Genomic DNA, 16,647 nt, shown 5'->3' on the forward strand with positions numbered 1-16,647 from the left:
TTTGCAGAAACTCAAGCATGTTTTAATTAATGATAACTACGTGAGTTATTCAGGAATTTTTGTGATTTTTTATTTACAATTTTAGAGGGTAAGATTTTTACCGAACTACATGTAATTTTTTCTTATTGAATTTAATGAACAAAATAATTTTTATTGATAACCAAAATTTAGAATTAGAAACCAAATGGGATAAATTTGTTGCCTCACATCCGGAAGGACAAATTTATTTTACTACAAGCTGGCTTAAAATCATTCAACAGGAATCGGGAGAAAAACTCATTCGTTTAGCCTGCGTTGATGATAAAAAAAATATTCTCGGCGTCATGCCGTTAGTTACTACGAAAGGTTTCCCGCTGGGAATGGGTGGTGTAACCGCTGCTGCAAGATTATCCTCCCTGCCCCGCACTCCAATCGGTGGTCCGCTTTCTAATTCAGATGAAATCGATACTCTCCTGCTTGACGAAGCTATTAAACTTCAAAAAATTTCAGTGGAAAAATTCTTCAGGTAAAATCACTTTCGGATAAATTGAACAATTCAAAAGAAGAATTAGCATGTATTCCCTGGCGTGAGTCATATATTTTCGAAATTCCTGGTGATAAAAATGCTGAATTAAGATTCGGCGATTCACGAAACCATAGTGCAATTAAAAGAGCGGTAAATAAAGCTGCGAATAATGGTGTTACTATTCAGATTACAAATTCCGATAGTGATTTAATAGCTTGGTATAAACTGTATTTGGATACAATGCGATTTCATTCAACTCCGGCTCGATCATTAAAATTTTTTCAAGCATTATGGGAAAAATTCCATCCTTCAGAAAATCTTAAACTTTATCTCGCAATTCACAAAGATAAAATTATATCCGGATCTCTGCTGTTTTATTTTAATGGTTATGCTATTTATGCCTTTAATGGAAGCGATAGAAGCACCTTCGAATTACGCCCAAATGATTTAATTCATTGGCAAGCTATCTCAGACGCCCAACAAATCGGATGTCATACTTATGATTTTGGTGAGGTTTCAAAAAATGAAGCGGGATTAGCTGCTTACAAGAAAAAATGGGGAACAAAAATAATTCAGATATACCATTATTATTTCCCAGAACAAGTATCACTTTATGGAAATGAAATTGACATTGAAAGTGTGCAAGGTGGAAACAAAAGATTATTGAAAGACTGCCATTAAATGTTTCTGCATTGCTAGGAAAATGGACATACAAGTATCTTTAATAAAATAAATTTTATTACAATGCTCGCTAAAATTTTTTACATATTAAAACCATTAATCCCAAGAAACGTTCAAATTTTTTTAAGACGTATTCTTATTAAAATTAAAATTAAAAAGTTTAAGGATGTTTGGCCTATACTTGAATCCGCTGGAATGAAACCGAAGGAGTTCCCCGGTTGGAAGGACAATAAAAAATTTACATTAGTTTTAACCCACGACGTTGAACTTCAAGGCGGGCATGATAAATGTGTCGAATTAATGGAACTTGAAAAGAATCTCGGTTTCAGATCATCATTCAATTTTGTCCCCGAACGTTACAACGTTTCTTCAAAAGTTAGAGATGAGTTAGTTCGGAATGGATTTGAAGTTGGTGTTCATGGTTTAAATCACGATGGAAAACTTTTTAGTTCGAGAGAAGTTTTTTCGACGAGAGCAAAAAAGATTAACGGGTATTTAGAGCAGTGGAATGCAGTTGGATTCAGAGCGCCTGCAATGCACCACAATCTTGAATGGCAGCATGAACTAAATGTCAAATATGATCTTTCAACTTTTGATACTGATCCATTCGAACCACAGTCTGATGGCGTTGGAACAATTTTTCCTTTCTTCGTAAAACGGAATGGCTCCACAGAAGGATATTGGGAATTTCCTTATACTCTGGTTCAAGATTTCACTCTTCTTGTTTTAATGAATGAATCAAATGACATCTGGAAAAAGAAATTAGATTGGATAGCTGAAAAAGGAGGGATGGCATTATTAAATGTTCATCCTGATTATATAAACTTTTCGCATACTCCAAATAAAACCGAAGAATTTCATGTAAGTCAATACGAGGGATTTCTAAAGTATGTTAAATCGAAATACAAAAATCAGTACTGGAATCCACTACCAAAAGAATTAGCTGAATATATGGATCAAAATTACTTATAGTGTCATAAGTAGTATGAGATGTGCTATGCTGATGATTATTTTTTTAATCTTATAGCAAAGTATATTATGTATAAAATTATTGGTGCTGTTTCTTCCGACAATAGAAGAATAGAAGATTTTCTTTCAGTAAATCACGATGCAACCTTCTACCATCTGCCCAAGTGGCTAGAGATACTCGCGAAAGAGTCCTCACAAAAGGCGATCAAATTGATTTGTATCAATGAACTGGGAAATATAGTAGGTTATATGCCGCTCCTATTTACCAAAGGATTGCCGTTTGGTTTAGGAGGGATTTTAGTTGCACGAAGGCTGGCTTCATTACCGCGCTCGCCAATCGCAGGACCTATAGCCGAAAACCCTGAAGTGTTAAAACTATTAATTGATTCAGCAATTGATTTAACTAAATCTAAATCAAAGATAGTTTTACAATTAAAATATGAATGTGGAAACCTGGATAAGATTGATGACAAATTAGTTTGTGTTCCCTGGAGGAAAGCTTATTATAAAGAAATTCCGTCACAAGGAATTAAAATATCCTTAGCAAGTCACAGTGTAGAAAAAGAAGTTCAAAGAGCTATAAATAAAGCAAAAGAAAATAATATTAGTATTCGCGAAGCTGAAACCATTGATGACCTGCATAATTGGTATCATCTGTATCTGGAAACAATGAGATTTCATACAACACCGGCAAGGAGATTCGGTTTCTTCAAAGATTTATGGGATGAATTTCATAGTGCTGGCTTAATGAGTATTTCTTTAGTTGAGATGAAGGTAAACTCGAAGACTATTCTTTTAAATGGTGCAATTTCTTTTCGTTATAAAGAAAGAATTTATGGAGCATTCAAAGGAAGCAGCAGGAAATATTTTAAGTTCAGGGTGAATGATTTACTGCATTGGTACGAGTTAAATAAGGCACAGGAGGAGGGTTTTAAAATATTTGATATGGGAGAGGTACAGGGCGAGCACGATGGCCTTGATCACTATAAAAAGAAATGGGGCATGGCCGAAAGTGAAATTTTTCATTATTACCTTAAATCTGATTATAAGCCAAAAGAAAAATTAGATCCCGGAAATAATTCTTCATTGGTTGCAATAATTTGGCGTCATTTACCGCTGCCATTAATCGAATATTCAGGATCAATCACAAATCGTCTTCTTTGAGAGATTTAGATAAAAAAAATATGATATTAAATAAATTTATATGAGCGAGATAAAAACTAAGGAAATAAATATCTGCATGGTGGTTTTCTCCTCTTACCCGATAGATGTTAGAGTGAGAAGAGAAGCTGAAGCACTGATTGCAGAGGGTATGAAAGTAGATGTTATTTGTCGAACCTCACGCGGTGAACTGCCGCAAGAAAATGTGCGCGGTGTGAATGCTTATCGGCTCAAGTTAAATCGAAAAAGAGCCGGTAAGATCGGTTACATTTGGGAATATTTGTATTTTTTCATGTGGGCATTTTGGAAAGTGACAGTATTAAATTTCTCAAAACATTATGACATTGTTCACGTACATAATATGCCGGACTTTTTAGTTTTCACAGGCTTCATTCCAAAATTATTTGGCTGTAAATCTGTAATTGATCTTCACGATCCAATGCCGGAGCTTTTTACTTCTATATTTAAAACTTCACAAGATAGCTTTGTCTATAAATTTTTATTGAAAATTGAAAAGTTTAGCATTTGGTACTCCGATGTAGTAATTACCCCGAACATTGCATTCAAAAATATTTTTTCAAAAAGAAGCTGCGCCGAAAATAAAATTAATATTATCATGAATTCTCCGGATGAAAATGTCTTCAAGTATTTTAATGAGACTGATAGAAGCGAATCGCTGAAATCAAAATATGTTTTAATGTATCACGGCGCAATCATCGAACAACACGGGCTTGATATTGGACTGAAGGCAGTAGCGCTGCTGAGGAATAAAATTCCTAATATAAAACTTGTTATTTTTGGTTCAGGCAATTTTCAATCAAAAGCAGAAAAAATCATTGATGAATTAAGTATAAAAGATTTGGTTGAAATAAAAGGATCTGTAATAAATGATGAAATTGCTATGTTCATTCCGAAGATAGATTTAGGTATAATACCAAATAGATTAAATAATTTTACTCAACTAAATTTTCCGGTTAGAATTTTTGAATACTTAATAAATAAGAAGCCTGTTATCGTCCCTAGAACAAAAGGCATTTCGGATTACTTTGGCGAAGAATCAATTTTTTATTTTGAACCGGGGAATGCTGAAAACCTTGCAGAAAAAATTTACGAAGTTTATACTAATGAAAATTATAGAGAAGACACTCTGCAAAAAGCAATCAGTGTTTATCAAAATTACAGATGGCAGGATCAGAAGAAACAACTGGCTAAAATTGAAAGAGAATTAGTCAAAGACAAATTAAATAATTCAAAATTACTTTAATATTTATACTGACAATTAACAATCCATGATTAGATACGTTCTTATAACTCCGGCAAAAAACGAAGAAGCCTACATAACTAAAACTATCGAGTCGGTAATAAAACAAACTATTAAACCGATTAAATGGGTAATAGTTAGTGACGGTTCTACAGATAGAACTGATGAGATTGTTGAGAAATATTTAGTTGACAATAAATTTATGGAGCTAATTAAAAAAAGTAGTGATAAGACCAGAAATTTTGGAGCTAAAGCTCGAGCTATTTCACTCGCATATCAAAAACTTAAGGAATTAGATTTTGACTACTTCGGTAATTTAGATGCTGACGTTTCATTTGATCCGAATTATTATGAAAACATTTTAAATGAATTTGCGATGAATCCAAAACTAGGAGTGGGTGGAGGAATAAGATATGACCTTATTAATAATAAATTTCAGATGTTAAAATGTGCACCCGATAGTGTTGGTGGTCCCTTCCAACTTTTCCGTCGAAAATGTTATGAGGAAATCGGCGGTTATAAACCACTTCGTTTTGGTGGTATTGATGCAGTGGCTGAAACATCGGCAAGAATGTTGGGGTGGGAAGTGAAACACTTTCCCCAAAATAAAGTATTCCATCATCGTCCAACGGGATCTGCGCATAATAATATTATCAAACAAAAATTTAGAGCAGGGTTAAGAAATTATTCGATTGGTTATCACCCATTATTTCAGATATTTAAATTGGTCAGCAATATTTCATTACCCCCTTACTTTTTGGGAAGTCTATTTTTATTCTCAGGATATATTTGGGGAGCGATAAAGAAATATGATATGCCTATTTCAAAAGACTTTAAAGACTATCTAAGATCGGAGCAGCTTAAAAAAATCCGAACCAGTCTTAAACTTGATTGATTAAAATAATTTACATAGTTATGAATAACATTAAAATATATTTTTATGCTGCTTAGCGTTTGTATTGCAACATTTCAAAGACCGGAATTACTAAAAAAACTACTGTTTAGTTTAGTAAGCCAAAAAATAGAAAAAGAAATTCTTTTAGAAATAATAGTAGTTGATAATGATAAGAATGAAACTGCACGAAATATTGTAACAGAATTTAACGATACTGATAAATTTAAGTACTCTTATCTTGTTCAACCGGAAAAAAATATAAGTCTCACGAGAAATTTAGCAGTTGCGAAGGCGAATGGAGAGTATATATTATTCATTGATGATGATGAATATGCCTCTGAAAACTGGGTGATGGAATTATTCAGAACAGTAACGAACTTTGGTGCAGATGGCGTATTTGGGACTGTTAATTCGTATTTTTCTGAAGGTACTCCTGATTGGATAAGACAAAGTTTTATTTATAACCGTCCAACTTTCAAAACGGGCACAGTGGCTACTATAACCCGATCGGGAAATTGCTTAATAAAGAGAGCTACGATAAAGTCCGTTGATGGCCCTTTTGACCCAGCGTATGGTATTTCTGGAGGGTCAGATACAAAGCTTTTTTATTTGTTAATAAGTAATGGGGCAAAATTTGTCAATTCGTTTGAAGCCGAAACATTCGAATTTGTACCTCCTGAACGAGCAACACTCAAGTGGCTGGTAAAAAGAGCATTTCGGACCGGCAATGGATTCGTAAGAAGACTCATTGAAAATAAAAAGGAGAATACTTTCATCGTAAAATTTAAATTTATTACTATTGGATTGTCGTTTTCACTTATAAGTATTTGTCTCGCCATTCTCTTATTTCCATTAAAATCAAAACGAATTCACTGGTACTTAAAATTTATTGCAAATTTAGGAAAACTATCCGCAGTGTTTGGATACTACCCCCTTGAATATTCTTAGTCAAATATTGCGTAAACTTCTATCCTTATTCAATAAATACAAATTAATTTTTTTTCATTAAGATAACTTTTCTCAAATGTAATTGTGGACAAAAATTTTAAAAAAAATATTCTAAAAGGATCTTTTAGCTACTTCCATCGGAACCTTGTCAGGGATGCTGTTTCAGTTCTTAACTGTAATGTTGGTTGTACGATATGTTACAAAGAACGAAATGGGAATGTATGCACTCATCATGGTTGTTGTAAATATGTTCAGCTTACTCGGCGGATTAGGGCTTGAACTAACCATGGTAAAATCAATTGCGAGTTCTAAAGTTGAAGAGAATAAAGATATCCTAATTCCTATTTTGGTTTTAAGAGCACTTGGGGCTTTTGTATTTAGCATTGTCTTTTTACTTGCGGGTAAATTTATATTACATTTTTTTGACGATCATCTTTCTTTATATCTTATTTATGTGCCAATCATTTTTGTCCTTGCCAATTTTAGAGATTTATTTTATAACCTTCTCCAGGGTTAAATAGATTTCGACAATATTCGGTTGTCAATGTTGTTTCTTCGTTTTTCAGAGTACTCGTTGTTTTACTTTTTTATTTATTTTGATAAAATGAACATTGAAACACTATTAATAATTGAAATATTAGCAACATTGCAACCACTAGTTCATCAAATTTTTATTATTCCTTTCAAAAAATATTTTGAGATGAAACCAACAATTAGCTCCTTTGTTAAAATTATAAAATTTAGTACTCCCCTCTATCTAAATAATCTTTTCGTGTTCATTAATGGAAGAATTAATATATTCATGATCGGAGCATATCTGAGTCCGGCTAATGTAGCGAGTTTTTCAGTTGCCTCCAATATACCAATGGCACTAAAAAAAATATTTTCCTCATTTATTATAGTCTATTTCCCAAACTTGGCTAAGTTATTTTCTGAAGGAGATAAAAAAACTGCCGAAAGTTTTATTAATAAATCTCTCTCAATATTTTCTTTAGTAATGACGATTTTAGTTTTATTCTCATTTATTTTTAAAAATGAAATCATTATCCTTCTTTACTCACAAAAATATTTGGACTCAGCTTTAGTAGCTGCATTATTAATATTTAATTTTCATATAAGAGGGATGGCTGATCTCATGGGATATTCCTTTACTCCAGCTGGACATCCCTCGGTTCCTGCAAAAGTAAATTTCATCGCAAGTATTATAAGTGCTGCGGCGAGCCTTGTTACGATTCCTATATTTGGAGTTATAGGTGCTGCGTATGCTTTAATTTTTATGAATTTAGTTAGTTTTACATTATTTTATTTGCATCTTATTAAATATAAAATACAACTACAGCTACTCGAATTATTTAAACCTATTTTAGTTCTTGCAATTATTTTAATTATTTATTTTTTTATTGATTCGGAATATTTGATACTAAAGATTGCGTTTATAATTTTATTTTTTGTTCTACAAGGAATTTTCATCAATGAATTTAGAGAGATAATTAAGGGTATGCTTGCTCAATTATTAAAATTGAAGAATAATTTTATTACGAATTTAAAAAAACATTAGTGTTTTTAGCTCACGGCATAAATGAGAATTATTATTCAAAATAAAGGAAGTTATTTTGAAATTTTTTTATTATTCTATAATTATAGCTTTTTGAGAAATAAAGTAATAATCTATAACATCATAAAAGTTCGATTTGCGAAATGAATCCCAATAATCTGAAAATTGTAGTAAATGCAGATGACTTTGGAATGTCAAATGCTGTAAATCTAGCTATTCTGAAATCTTTTAATAATAGCTGGATTTCTACCACAACGATTATGTGCAATATGGCAGGGTTTGAAGAGGCTTGTGAAATGACTCATAAAGAAAAAATTTCAGATCGCATCGGAATCCATTTTAACATTACAGAGGGCAAACCTTTGACAGAAAAAATAAAAAAGTTGAAGAAGTTTTGTAATAACAATGGTGAAATGTATAAATCTTTTAAAGGACAGACTTTTAACTCTATAGAAAAAGAAGCTGTTTATATTGAACTCGAAGCACAGATGAACAAATTAAAAAAAAATCATATAAATCCAACACACGCCGACTCACATCGACACTCACATCATTTTATCGGCACACAATCTTTATTTATCGCACTTGCTAAGGATAATTCTATTCCAGCGGTAAGATTAAGATTTAATTGGGGAAACCTTTCATTGCAAAGAAGAATTTACTCAAAACTCTATAATTGGAGATTAGAATTTGCCGAACTTGCCAAGACAAAATATTTTTGTGAGATAAGAAATGTGGATAAGAGATTACTATTGAAGAAGAAACCCATTGAGGTTATGGTGCATCCCTGTCAGGGTATTGACGGAAAAATTGTCAATTATAAAGAAGGTGATGATTTTGAATCACTGATAGAAAAATTTCTTCCTAAAGTTTCGTTTGCTACTTATAAATCATTATGTGAAAATGGAAACTAAAAACAACTATCTCAAGAGAGATACTTATTTTAACATTGCGAATATATCATTTATTATTCTGATATTTTTTACGGTATTCGGAACCGCATTACCGTTTAGATCAAAGGCCGCTGAAGTCGCGGAGATTGGCACCTCAAACATTATAAATCAAATTGTTTTTTCTTCACTATTTATCTTATCTCTTATTGCACTTTTGCCAAAACGCAGAGAATTACTTTCTTTCATTATTAAAGAAAAATTTCTCACGGCTTTTATTATATGGTGCTTCCTTAGTTTAATCTGGTCGGAATTCAGTTTTAACTCATTCAAAAGATTATTCCAAATGTTTTGCACGATAAGTGTAAGTATAGCTTTCTTACTTCATAATGATTCACGAAATGATCTTTTGAAATTCATCAAATATATTATTTATCTATACTTAATTTTGTCTTTCTTATCAGTAATTCTTGTTCCTGATGCACTGGATCCAGATTTTCATACCTGGAGGGGATTAACTTCACAGAAAAATATGCTTGGACAAGATGCATTAATCTCTTCTATTTTTTGTTATCTATTTTACAAAAATACTGATGAATTTTATTCGCGGGTTATTGCCATGATGATGATGCTTCTGAGTATTGTGCTTATGGTGGGTTCGATGAGTTCAACATCAATCTTGATTTTTATATTTCTTCTGGCACTTAGTATTTTTTATTTTGTTTATAAATTATTTGAACCAACTGGGTATGGAAGGACTGCCGCATCTATTTTAATATTTACACTACTCTCTTGTCTATTGGCTGTAATTACCTTAGCACCTGATTTTTTTAAACTGATTCCGGAGTTGTTTGGCAAGGATGACACATTTTCCGGTCGAACTGATCTGTGGACTTATATGTTATTTGAAATTTCAAAACACCCATGGCTGGGGGCAGGTTATCAAGGGTTCTGGGTAGTTGAAAATAAAAGTGTTTTGGTGATTTATGACTATTTTGTCTGGCTTCCCAATCAATCACATAACGGTTATATAGACATAATAAATGAAGTAGGCTTTATTGGTTTCATACTGTTTCTTTTTTTCATCGTTAGTTATTTTACTCGTTTTGCAATAAGTAAAATAAAAAGCCAATGGATATGGTTTATGATAATAGCGGTTATATCTAATTTTCAGGAGTCAACTTTTTTTCGTCCCGGACATCTGCTTTCTTCATTAGTTGTTTTTGCATATCTGATAACAGCATTTGATTCGTTTGACCCTTATAAGAATAACAATGAAAAGAAAATTATTAAAATACAGTGATACTATATCATTCAATAACTTTAATAACCCAAGAAGATTTCCTTTGAATTTTTTGTAATCGCAGATCATCAACAACTTTGAATGATCTATCTACATCCTTCCATAATTTATTATTTCGCTCCTTATTGTCCCACATAGAAATAATAATCTTTCCATCTTTAGATAGGAAGTTTTTATATTTTTTAATTACTTCTATTGGTTTATCGAAATAATAAAGTGATTCGTTAAAAACTATCATATCAAATCTTTGATCCGGTTCGTATGAACTAATTTCGAGCAAACAAATTTGGCTTTGTTGGTGGCAATATTGGCGGCTATTTTCATTGCCTCCTCTGATAAATCCACACCCACATATAATTCGTAGTTAATACCATTTAGTCGATTTAATAATAGTCCTTGTCCACAACCCAGATCTAATATGCTTCCACCTTCGAACCAGAAATTAAAATATCCAATAATAATACTGTATCGTGACAGTTGATTAATGTCAGATAGGTAATCCCATTTATTATCTTTAAACTCTTGTTCCCATGTTTGTCTACTTCGGGAAAGTGGTTTATAAGGTAAGCAATAAACTTTAACAAAACTGAAGAAATTCGAAACTGATTTTTTAATTTTCATTTTGTCATTTTTTTTCAAATATAATAAATTTTATTAAAATTTAAAAAAAATCAGAGAATCATAAAGATTGATACAATCAAATGATTCTCTGATTATTATTAATGAATTTTTAATGAAGGATGTAAGATTATTTGAGTAAAACCAATTTCTTAATTTCCTTGAAATCCTTGCTTTCTAAGGCATATAGATAGATGCCTGAAGATAAATTAGTTGGACTGAATTCGTAGGAATGAACTCCTGCCTCTAATTCTTGTTCGACCAGATTTTCAACCTTCTCTCCAAGCAAAGTATAGATTGTTAACTTGACGTTTGATCTCTGTGGGAGTGAAAACTTTATTGTAGTTGAAGGATTGAATGGATTCGGAAAGTTTTGCTCTAATATGAATCGCTCTGGTGATACAACATCTACTAAAACTTCATCTGAATATTCATATGCTCCTCCAAATTCTATCATCTTTAGCCGATAATAATATGAACCGCTTTGAATTGATGAATCTGTAAAACTATAAGAATGTTCTTCAACAGAGCTACCATTACCATTAACATAACCGATGGGTAAAAAAGCTTCTCCAGTTCTTCTTTCAACTTCAAAACCGGCATTATTTAATTCGGTTGAAGTATTCCAATTTAGGGTGACATTTTCACCATTAGATTGTGCTGAAAACTCTGTGAGTTCTACTGCGAGAGCATCATCATAACCCCAGATTTGCCCCTCCCAAAGTCCCGCCCAACCATTTTGATTGGAGGAAATAAAGACTATTCTAATATATCTTGCATCAACAACATTGAATTGATTTTCTGTCCACTCTGCTTCTGCAGATGAAACATTTGTTAAAACATCAACCCAATCATTCAGATCTGTTGAAACTCGAATTGTGTAATTATAAATTCTACCTGTTTCCCAACTGTAAAATGCTAGGCGTGCTAAGCTAACCTGTTTAACACTTCCAAGGTCAAACATAATCCATTCAGGCATTGTGTCTCCCGCCCATCTTGAATCAGGATCCCCGTCTCCATATCCCAATCCGTCAATCGTCTGCTCAGGTGAATGTTCTGGTTCTGGTATGACCGAAGCAGTTGCGCTATCAATCTCAAACTGAATTAATCCTTGTAAAGAATCATCCACCATTTCGTAATTGGCAGAGTTTGCTGATAGTGAAATAAGATTACCGGCAAGGTCGGTTACATTATTAACTGTAACTGTGTAAGTCCCTACTGAATGAACTGAAGTTGATAATGTGACAATAGAATTTGATAAATCCGCCGACAAAACAGTGATTGTCGGGTCTATATTGTAGTGACTTATATTTTCTGCTGTAGAAGGATCCAGGGATTCCGAAAATGTAATTCGCAGAGTTACTGAATCAATTAATTCTGCACTATTAACTTCAGGAGGTGTAACATCACCAAGCATTTCATATTGCGCTGTGTTTGCATCCGGCGAAATTATATTTCCCGAAAGATCTGTGACGTTATTTATTGTGACAGTGTAGGTTCCGGCAGTATGCTGCGATGTGGTCAATGTTACTTGCGACCCAGATAGACTTGCTGATAAAACTGTAATTCCATTTGTGATAGAATAATTTCCTGAGTTTTGAGCTGAGCCGCTCTCGAGCGGTTCTGAAAAATTTATTCTAATTGTAACAGGGTCGATAAAAGTAGCGCCTATAACTTCAGGTGCAATCAGGTCGGGTCCGGTGATTAATTCAGCGGCACCAATATCCCATCCGTTACCCTGCGTTCTCTGAGTCTCGTAATAATCATTATTAAAAGGTAAAGCAGAGAAACCAATGTCAATTACATTACTTCCTGTCTGGGGAAGATAACTACCTGCTATATTCCATTTTGAATCAATTCCGGTTAATTCAATTTGCGGTGTAGCGATGATACCGTTAGTACAGTTATTTGCATTCCACGTTGCCAATGGGGTTTGACCACCCCCATTCCATAATACACTTCCACCATCAGTAGAAGTCATATTATGGTCAATAGTAAGATTGCTTACTGGGTGCACGTTAAATGGTGGTGGTGCTGATGAAGCTGTTGGGTTATAAAATCTCCACTGTACATCATCTGATGTAGAAGCTGAATTCCAGATGGCATTGTTATAAAACTTCACGTTATTGCAAGCTCGGTTGTCTATTGCGCAACCATAAGTACCTTTGCTATTATAAATAGTGTTGTTGGCTATCAAACCACCTCGCGCATCATATGTACCAAATCTTGCTGAATCAGGGGAACCAGCATTTCCACTATCATAATTTCTTTCTAATTGAATTCCACCTTCAGTACAGTTTACTATTAAATTGTTATAAATCTTAAAGTATCGCATATACCTGCTGTATATACCCCAATTGGAGTTTTCTAGTCTATTGCCGTATATTTCTGTACTGTCAATATATTGAGGCATTAAATCACTTCCACCTGGACTTACATAAGGAAATATGTTTATTGAATGGTGAGCAGTGTTATCGTGAATGTAATTGTATCTTATAATATTGCCTCTGCATCTCCAATCGTCAGAAGGATCGGAAGTGTTTTGTGAATGACTCATTATCGTGATCGCATTCCACTTTGAGCCTGTAATTTCACAATATTCGACTAAATTATAATCTCCCTGAAATCTTAAAGTTGAACCTGAAGCAACTCCATCTATCACCAATCTTCTTAATTCAAGATAATCAGAGCCTTCGGTCCAAAATCCGTTTCCAGTATTAATTATCTTCAATGATTCCCAGGTTACAAATTGAATGTTATTCGCTGAAAAATTTTTATTGCTTTGATAATCTATAATAGGTCTATCATTGGGGTTTTCCCCTCTGAAAATTATTCTATTCGCTGCATTACCGCTATGGATAAATGTAGTGTTAGTGGTTGGAATGTATGGAGATGAGGATTTCTTGATAATTACAATATCCCCAGCTTGAGCTGTGTTTACAGCTTTATCCCAAGTTAACCAAGGTTGATCTGGATTAGTACCTACGTTCGAATCTGAAGCATTTGGGCTATCCTTATCGAGGTAATAAGTATTGGAGAAAGTAAATGAAGTGAAAAGTATGAGAAAAGCACAAACAAATTTGTTAAACATAATGTTTAGCCTCCTTAGACGAAAGATTTGTTTAGTAATAATTTATTATTTATTGGGTCTATAAATAGTAGTGTTTGCTTGGCACAGAAATGGACAATTGGTTTTATGTTCGATGAAATTCGATTCGAAATATTTGACCGGAAAATCATTTTAAAATTTATTTTCTAAGTGAATGATTTTGACTTCACTTCACAACTGCAAGAATTGTACTATTTCAAAGTATTAGAAAATGAGATAATATTGAATGTTTTTTTACATATCGGAAGATTTTCCAGGTAATAATTACAACTTGCTGATCAGAATGGAAAATTCTCTTTGAGATTTGATGGTAAGCAGTAATTAGTTAAACTGATTAGAAAAGAAAAATAAGGGGTAAAATAATAGCGCCTAACTACTTGGTCAAGTCATAAGAATTTTTACAAACAACCAACTAGCTTAGGAGTTTCTGGACGACTCTATAATTGTACGTTTAAGCGTTCTTATTTCATATGAGATGCTGAAAAATCTCTTCCGGCTTTTAGTGCATCAATGTTAAGCTGAACTATCTTCTTCCCTTTTCTTTCAAAGATTTTCTTTATTCCGTTTTCGAGTGATTGATATGGGATATCAATAAATGGAGAAGCTGCGCCAAGCACTACCATATTTGATGAACGTGGAGATTTTACCTGTCTTGCAATTTCATCAGCGTTTATTGCAATGTTGTGAGGAAGTTTTTCAATCTCAGCAAGCAGCATTTTCATATCGGGGTAATCTGTAATGTTAACAAATGGAGTTGTATTTGTTACCAGCCACCCATTTTCTGAAAGCCACGGCAAGTAACGCAATGATTCCATTGGCTCAACAGAAATAATTATATCTGCTCTGCCTTCTGGAATTAAATCACTTGCAATTTCTCTTTCAGAAATTCTAAGATGAGATTGCACTGCACCACCGCGCTGACTCATTCCGTGTACTTCTGCCTGTTTTAAATAAAGATGATTTTCCAAAGCTGCCATGCCAACAACCGCAGCAATTGAAAGAATTCCTTGTCCGCCTACACCCGCTAAAATTATATCTGATTTCATTTCAAAACTTTCTCCATCTTAACTTTAACATCCTTCTTACTCCTGCCTAATGTTTGGATACATTCTCTTCTCGGAATAACAACAGAAACGCCTTCATACAACATTTCTTCTCGAAGAACATTTACCATTTCATCGTGGTATTTTGGTAATGGAGTTAAAACTCTAACGTGTTCGGGTTTTACACCAAGACCGATACAAATTTCTTCCAATCTTCCTGTTGCGTGAGAAGCTTGTCCGCCTGTCATTCCAGTAGTCCCATTATCAGAAATAATAATTGTAACCGGAGTGTTTTCAACAATTGCATCAAGCAAAGCTGTCATTCCGCTATGAGTAAAAGTGGAATCACCAATAACTGCAATTGCAGGATGAACTCCGGCATCGGCAGCACCTTTAGCCATTGTAATCGATGCGCCCATATCTACACAAGAATTGATTGAATTCCAGGGAGGAAGTGCACCAAGTGTATAACATCCGATATCCGAAAAAACTTTTTGTTTTCCAAATTCTTTCATCGTTTCGTTTAAGGCGAGATAAATATCTCGATGAGCGCAGCCAGCACAAAGTTCTGGTGGGCGATCCGCAACAATTGAAGGAATTATTTTTCCAGCTTTAACTTCTAATCCCAAAGCTTTTGCAACAATATCAGGATTCAATTCACCATCACGTGGAATTGATCCGTCAAATCTTCCTTTAATTTTACTATTCTTATCTAAATATCCTTTTAACATTTCTTCAACAAGTGGATATCCATCTTCAAGGATTAAAACGTGCTCGCACTCGTTTACAATCTTTTCAACTTTAGAAAATGGAAGCGGATATTGACCAAGCTGCAAAACGGGATGTGGAAATTTTCTATCAGGATAATTTTCCATTAAATAATTAAATGCAATTCCGCATGCTATTATACCAATAGATTTATTTCGTGCAGGATAATAAGTATTGAAAGATGATCTTTCTGCTTCCTGCTCCATAAGTGATTGCAAACCCAACAAACCTTTGTATCTTTTTCTTGCGTTAGATGGAAGAAGAACAAATTGAATCGGGTCTTCGGGATATTTTAATTTATTCTCCTGTTTCATCGGACGAGTTTCAATTCCTGCACGCGAATGTGAAAGTCTCGTTGTTATTCTCATCATGATAGGGATTTTTAATTTTTCAGAAAGTTCAAATCCCTCATAAGCCATATCATAAGCTTCTTGCTGATTTGCGGGTTCAAGAATCGGAATCATTGCAAACTTGCCGAAGAAACGTGAATCCTGTTCATTTTGTGATGAGTGCATTGAAGGATCATCAGCAACAGTTACAATCAATCCGCCATTAACTCCGGTTATTGCAGAATTGATAAACGCATCAGCAGCAACATTTAAACCAACGTGTTTCATACAAACCATTGCACGTTTACCTGCGTAACTCATTCCAAGTCCGGCTTCCATTGCAGTTTTTTCATTAGTGGACCATTGGCTGTGCAGTTTTCTTTCGATTGCAATTTTATTGTGTTGAACGTACTCTGTAATTTCTGTGGATGGTGTTCCGGGATAAGCGTAAACGCCAGACATTCCGCCATCGATTGCACCTTGAGCAATAGCTTCAGCGCCAAGTAATAAAAGCTTTTCCATAAATTATCATCAATAATTTTTAATAAGTTTATTGCAAAATTACAAAAAGAATTACTATGGCAGGTACTTAATGAACTGAGATCTTGAATC

16 protein-coding genes are annotated in these 16,647 nt (G+C 33.7%); 11 read left to right on the forward strand and 5 right to left on the reverse strand.

Going from position 1 to position 16,647, the window contains the following annotated elements:
• Positions 1-134: 134 nt before the first annotated feature.
• The 11 genes from IPH11_11570 (at position 135) to IPH11_11620 (ending at position 10,168) form a co-directional block, all read left to right on the forward strand.
• The gene (locus IPH11_11570) at positions 135-509 is read left to right on the forward strand and encodes a hypothetical protein (protein MBK6914245.1); all 375 of its coding nucleotides are present in this window, start codon (positions 135-137) and stop codon (positions 507-509) included.
• Positions 510-526: 17 nt separating this feature from the next.
• The gene (locus tag IPH11_11575) at positions 527-1,186 is read left to right on the forward strand and encodes a GNAT family N-acetyltransferase (protein MBK6914246.1); all 660 of its coding nucleotides are present in this window, start codon (positions 527-529) and stop codon (positions 1,184-1,186) included.
• Between the two features lie 63 nt (positions 1,187-1,249).
• Complete coding sequence (locus IPH11_11580; GenBank protein ID MBK6914247.1) at positions 1,250-2,158, forward strand: hypothetical protein; 909 nt, start codon at positions 1,250-1,252, stop codon at positions 2,156-2,158.
• Between the two features lie 66 nt (positions 2,159-2,224).
• Entirely contained in the window at positions 2,225-3,319 is a 1,095-nt protein-coding gene (locus IPH11_11585; GenBank protein MBK6914248.1) for a GNAT family N-acetyltransferase, read from the forward strand.
• 40 nt (positions 3,320-3,359) lie between these two features.
• Entirely contained in the window at positions 3,360-4,580 is a 1,221-nt protein-coding gene (locus IPH11_11590; protein MBK6914249.1) for a glycosyltransferase family 4 protein, read from the forward strand.
• 25 nt (positions 4,581-4,605) lie between these two features.
• Entirely contained in the window at positions 4,606-5,472 is an 867-nt protein-coding gene (locus IPH11_11595; protein MBK6914250.1) for a glycosyltransferase family 2 protein, read from the forward strand.
• 45 nt (positions 5,473-5,517) lie between these two features.
• Positions 5,518-6,420: a glycosyltransferase family 2 protein gene (locus tag IPH11_11600; GenBank protein MBK6914251.1), complete on the forward strand. Its 903-nt coding sequence runs from the start codon at positions 5,518-5,520 to the stop codon at positions 6,418-6,420.
• A gap of 154 nt (positions 6,421-6,574) precedes the next feature.
• The gene (locus IPH11_11605; protein MBK6914252.1) at positions 6,575-6,937 is read left to right on the forward strand and encodes an oligosaccharide flippase family protein; all 363 of its coding nucleotides are present in this window, start codon (positions 6,575-6,577) and stop codon (positions 6,935-6,937) included.
• Between the two features lie 87 nt (positions 6,938-7,024).
• Positions 7,025-7,978, forward strand: a complete 954-nt coding sequence (locus IPH11_11610; GenBank protein MBK6914253.1) for an oligosaccharide flippase family protein — start codon at positions 7,025-7,027, stop codon at positions 7,976-7,978.
• A 140-nt stretch (positions 7,979-8,118) separates the two neighbouring features.
• The gene (locus tag IPH11_11615) at positions 8,119-8,889 is read left to right on the forward strand and encodes a ChbG/HpnK family deacetylase (protein MBK6914254.1); all 771 of its coding nucleotides are present in this window, start codon (positions 8,119-8,121) and stop codon (positions 8,887-8,889) included.
• Positions 8,879-10,168 carry an O-antigen ligase family protein gene (locus IPH11_11620; protein MBK6914255.1) on the forward strand — a complete coding sequence of 430 codons (1,290 nt, stop codon included), beginning with the start codon at positions 8,879-8,881 and terminating at the stop codon, positions 10,166-10,168. Before IPH11_11615 ends, IPH11_11620 begins: the two co-directional genes overlap by 11 nt.
• A gap of 7 nt (positions 10,169-10,175) precedes the next feature.
• Here the strand turns inward: IPH11_11620 and IPH11_11625 are convergent, their stop codons facing one another.
• The 5 genes from IPH11_11625 to IPH11_11645 all read right to left on the reverse strand — a co-directional run bounded on the left by IPH11_11625 (position 10,176) and on the right by IPH11_11645 (position 16,557).
• The gene (locus tag IPH11_11625) at positions 10,176-10,448 is read right to left on the reverse strand and encodes a methyltransferase domain-containing protein (GenBank protein ID MBK6914256.1); all 273 of its coding nucleotides are present in this window, start codon (positions 10,446-10,448) and stop codon (positions 10,176-10,178) included.
• Positions 10,403-10,789, reverse strand: a complete 387-nt coding sequence (locus IPH11_11630) for a class I SAM-dependent methyltransferase (protein MBK6914257.1) — start codon at positions 10,787-10,789, stop codon at positions 10,403-10,405. The genes IPH11_11625 and IPH11_11630 overlap by 46 nt, the downstream gene beginning before the upstream one ends.
• 127 nt (positions 10,790-10,916) lie before the next feature.
• Complete coding sequence (locus IPH11_11635; GenBank protein ID MBK6914258.1) at positions 10,917-13,877, reverse strand: discoidin domain-containing protein; 2,961 nt, start codon at positions 13,875-13,877, stop codon at positions 10,917-10,919.
• Positions 13,878-14,356: 479 nt separating this feature from the next.
• Entirely contained in the window at positions 14,357-14,941 is a 585-nt protein-coding gene (locus IPH11_11640) for an indolepyruvate oxidoreductase subunit beta (GenBank protein ID MBK6914259.1), read from the reverse strand.
• Entirely contained in the window at positions 14,938-16,557 is a 1,620-nt protein-coding gene (locus tag IPH11_11645; protein MBK6914260.1) for an indolepyruvate ferredoxin oxidoreductase, read from the reverse strand. Before IPH11_11645 ends, IPH11_11640 begins: the two co-directional genes overlap by 4 nt.
• Between the last annotated feature and the right edge of the window lie 90 nt (positions 16,558-16,647).

The sequence above is a fragment of the Ignavibacteriales bacterium genome, assembly GCA_016709155.1.
GTDB lineage: Bacteria > Bacteroidota > Ignavibacteria > Ignavibacteriales > Ignavibacteriaceae > JADJEI01.

Coding starts and splice junctions, on each gene's coding strand:
- IPH11_11570 (MBK6914245.1), top strand. CDS start 135: ATGAACAAAATAATTTTTATTGATAACCAAAATTTAGAATTAGAAACC.
- IPH11_11580 (MBK6914247.1), top strand. CDS start 1,250: ATGCTCGCTAAAATTTTTTACATATTAAAACCATTAATCCCAAGAAAC.
- IPH11_11585 (MBK6914248.1), top strand. CDS start 2,225: ATGTATAAAATTATTGGTGCTGTTTCTTCCGACAATAGAAGAATAGAA.
- IPH11_11590 (MBK6914249.1), top strand. CDS start 3,360: ATGAGCGAGATAAAAACTAAGGAAATAAATATCTGCATGGTGGTTTTC.
- IPH11_11595 (MBK6914250.1), top strand. CDS start 4,606: ATGATTAGATACGTTCTTATAACTCCGGCAAAAAACGAAGAAGCCTAC.
- IPH11_11600 (MBK6914251.1), top strand. CDS start 5,518: ATGCTGCTTAGCGTTTGTATTGCAACATTTCAAAGACCGGAATTACTA.
- IPH11_11605 (MBK6914252.1), top strand. CDS start 6,575: ATGCTGTTTCAGTTCTTAACTGTAATGTTGGTTGTACGATATGTTACA.
- IPH11_11610 (MBK6914253.1), top strand. CDS start 7,025: ATGAACATTGAAACACTATTAATAATTGAAATATTAGCAACATTGCAA.
- IPH11_11615 (MBK6914254.1), top strand. CDS start 8,119: ATGAATCCCAATAATCTGAAAATTGTAGTAAATGCAGATGACTTTGGA.
- IPH11_11620 (MBK6914255.1), top strand. CDS start 8,879: ATGGAAACTAAAAACAACTATCTCAAGAGAGATACTTATTTTAACATT.
- IPH11_11630 (MBK6914257.1), bottom strand. CDS start 10,789: ATGAAAATTAAAAAATCAGTTTCGAATTTCTTCAGTTTTGTTAAAGTT.
- IPH11_11635 (MBK6914258.1), bottom strand. CDS start 13,877: ATGTTTAACAAATTTGTTTGTGCTTTTCTCATACTTTTCACTTCATTT.
- IPH11_11640 (MBK6914259.1), bottom strand. CDS start 14,941: ATGAAATCAGATATAATTTTAGCGGGTGTAGGCGGACAAGGAATTCTT.
- IPH11_11645 (MBK6914260.1), bottom strand. CDS start 16,557: ATGGAAAAGCTTTTATTACTTGGCGCTGAAGCTATTGCTCAAGGTGCA.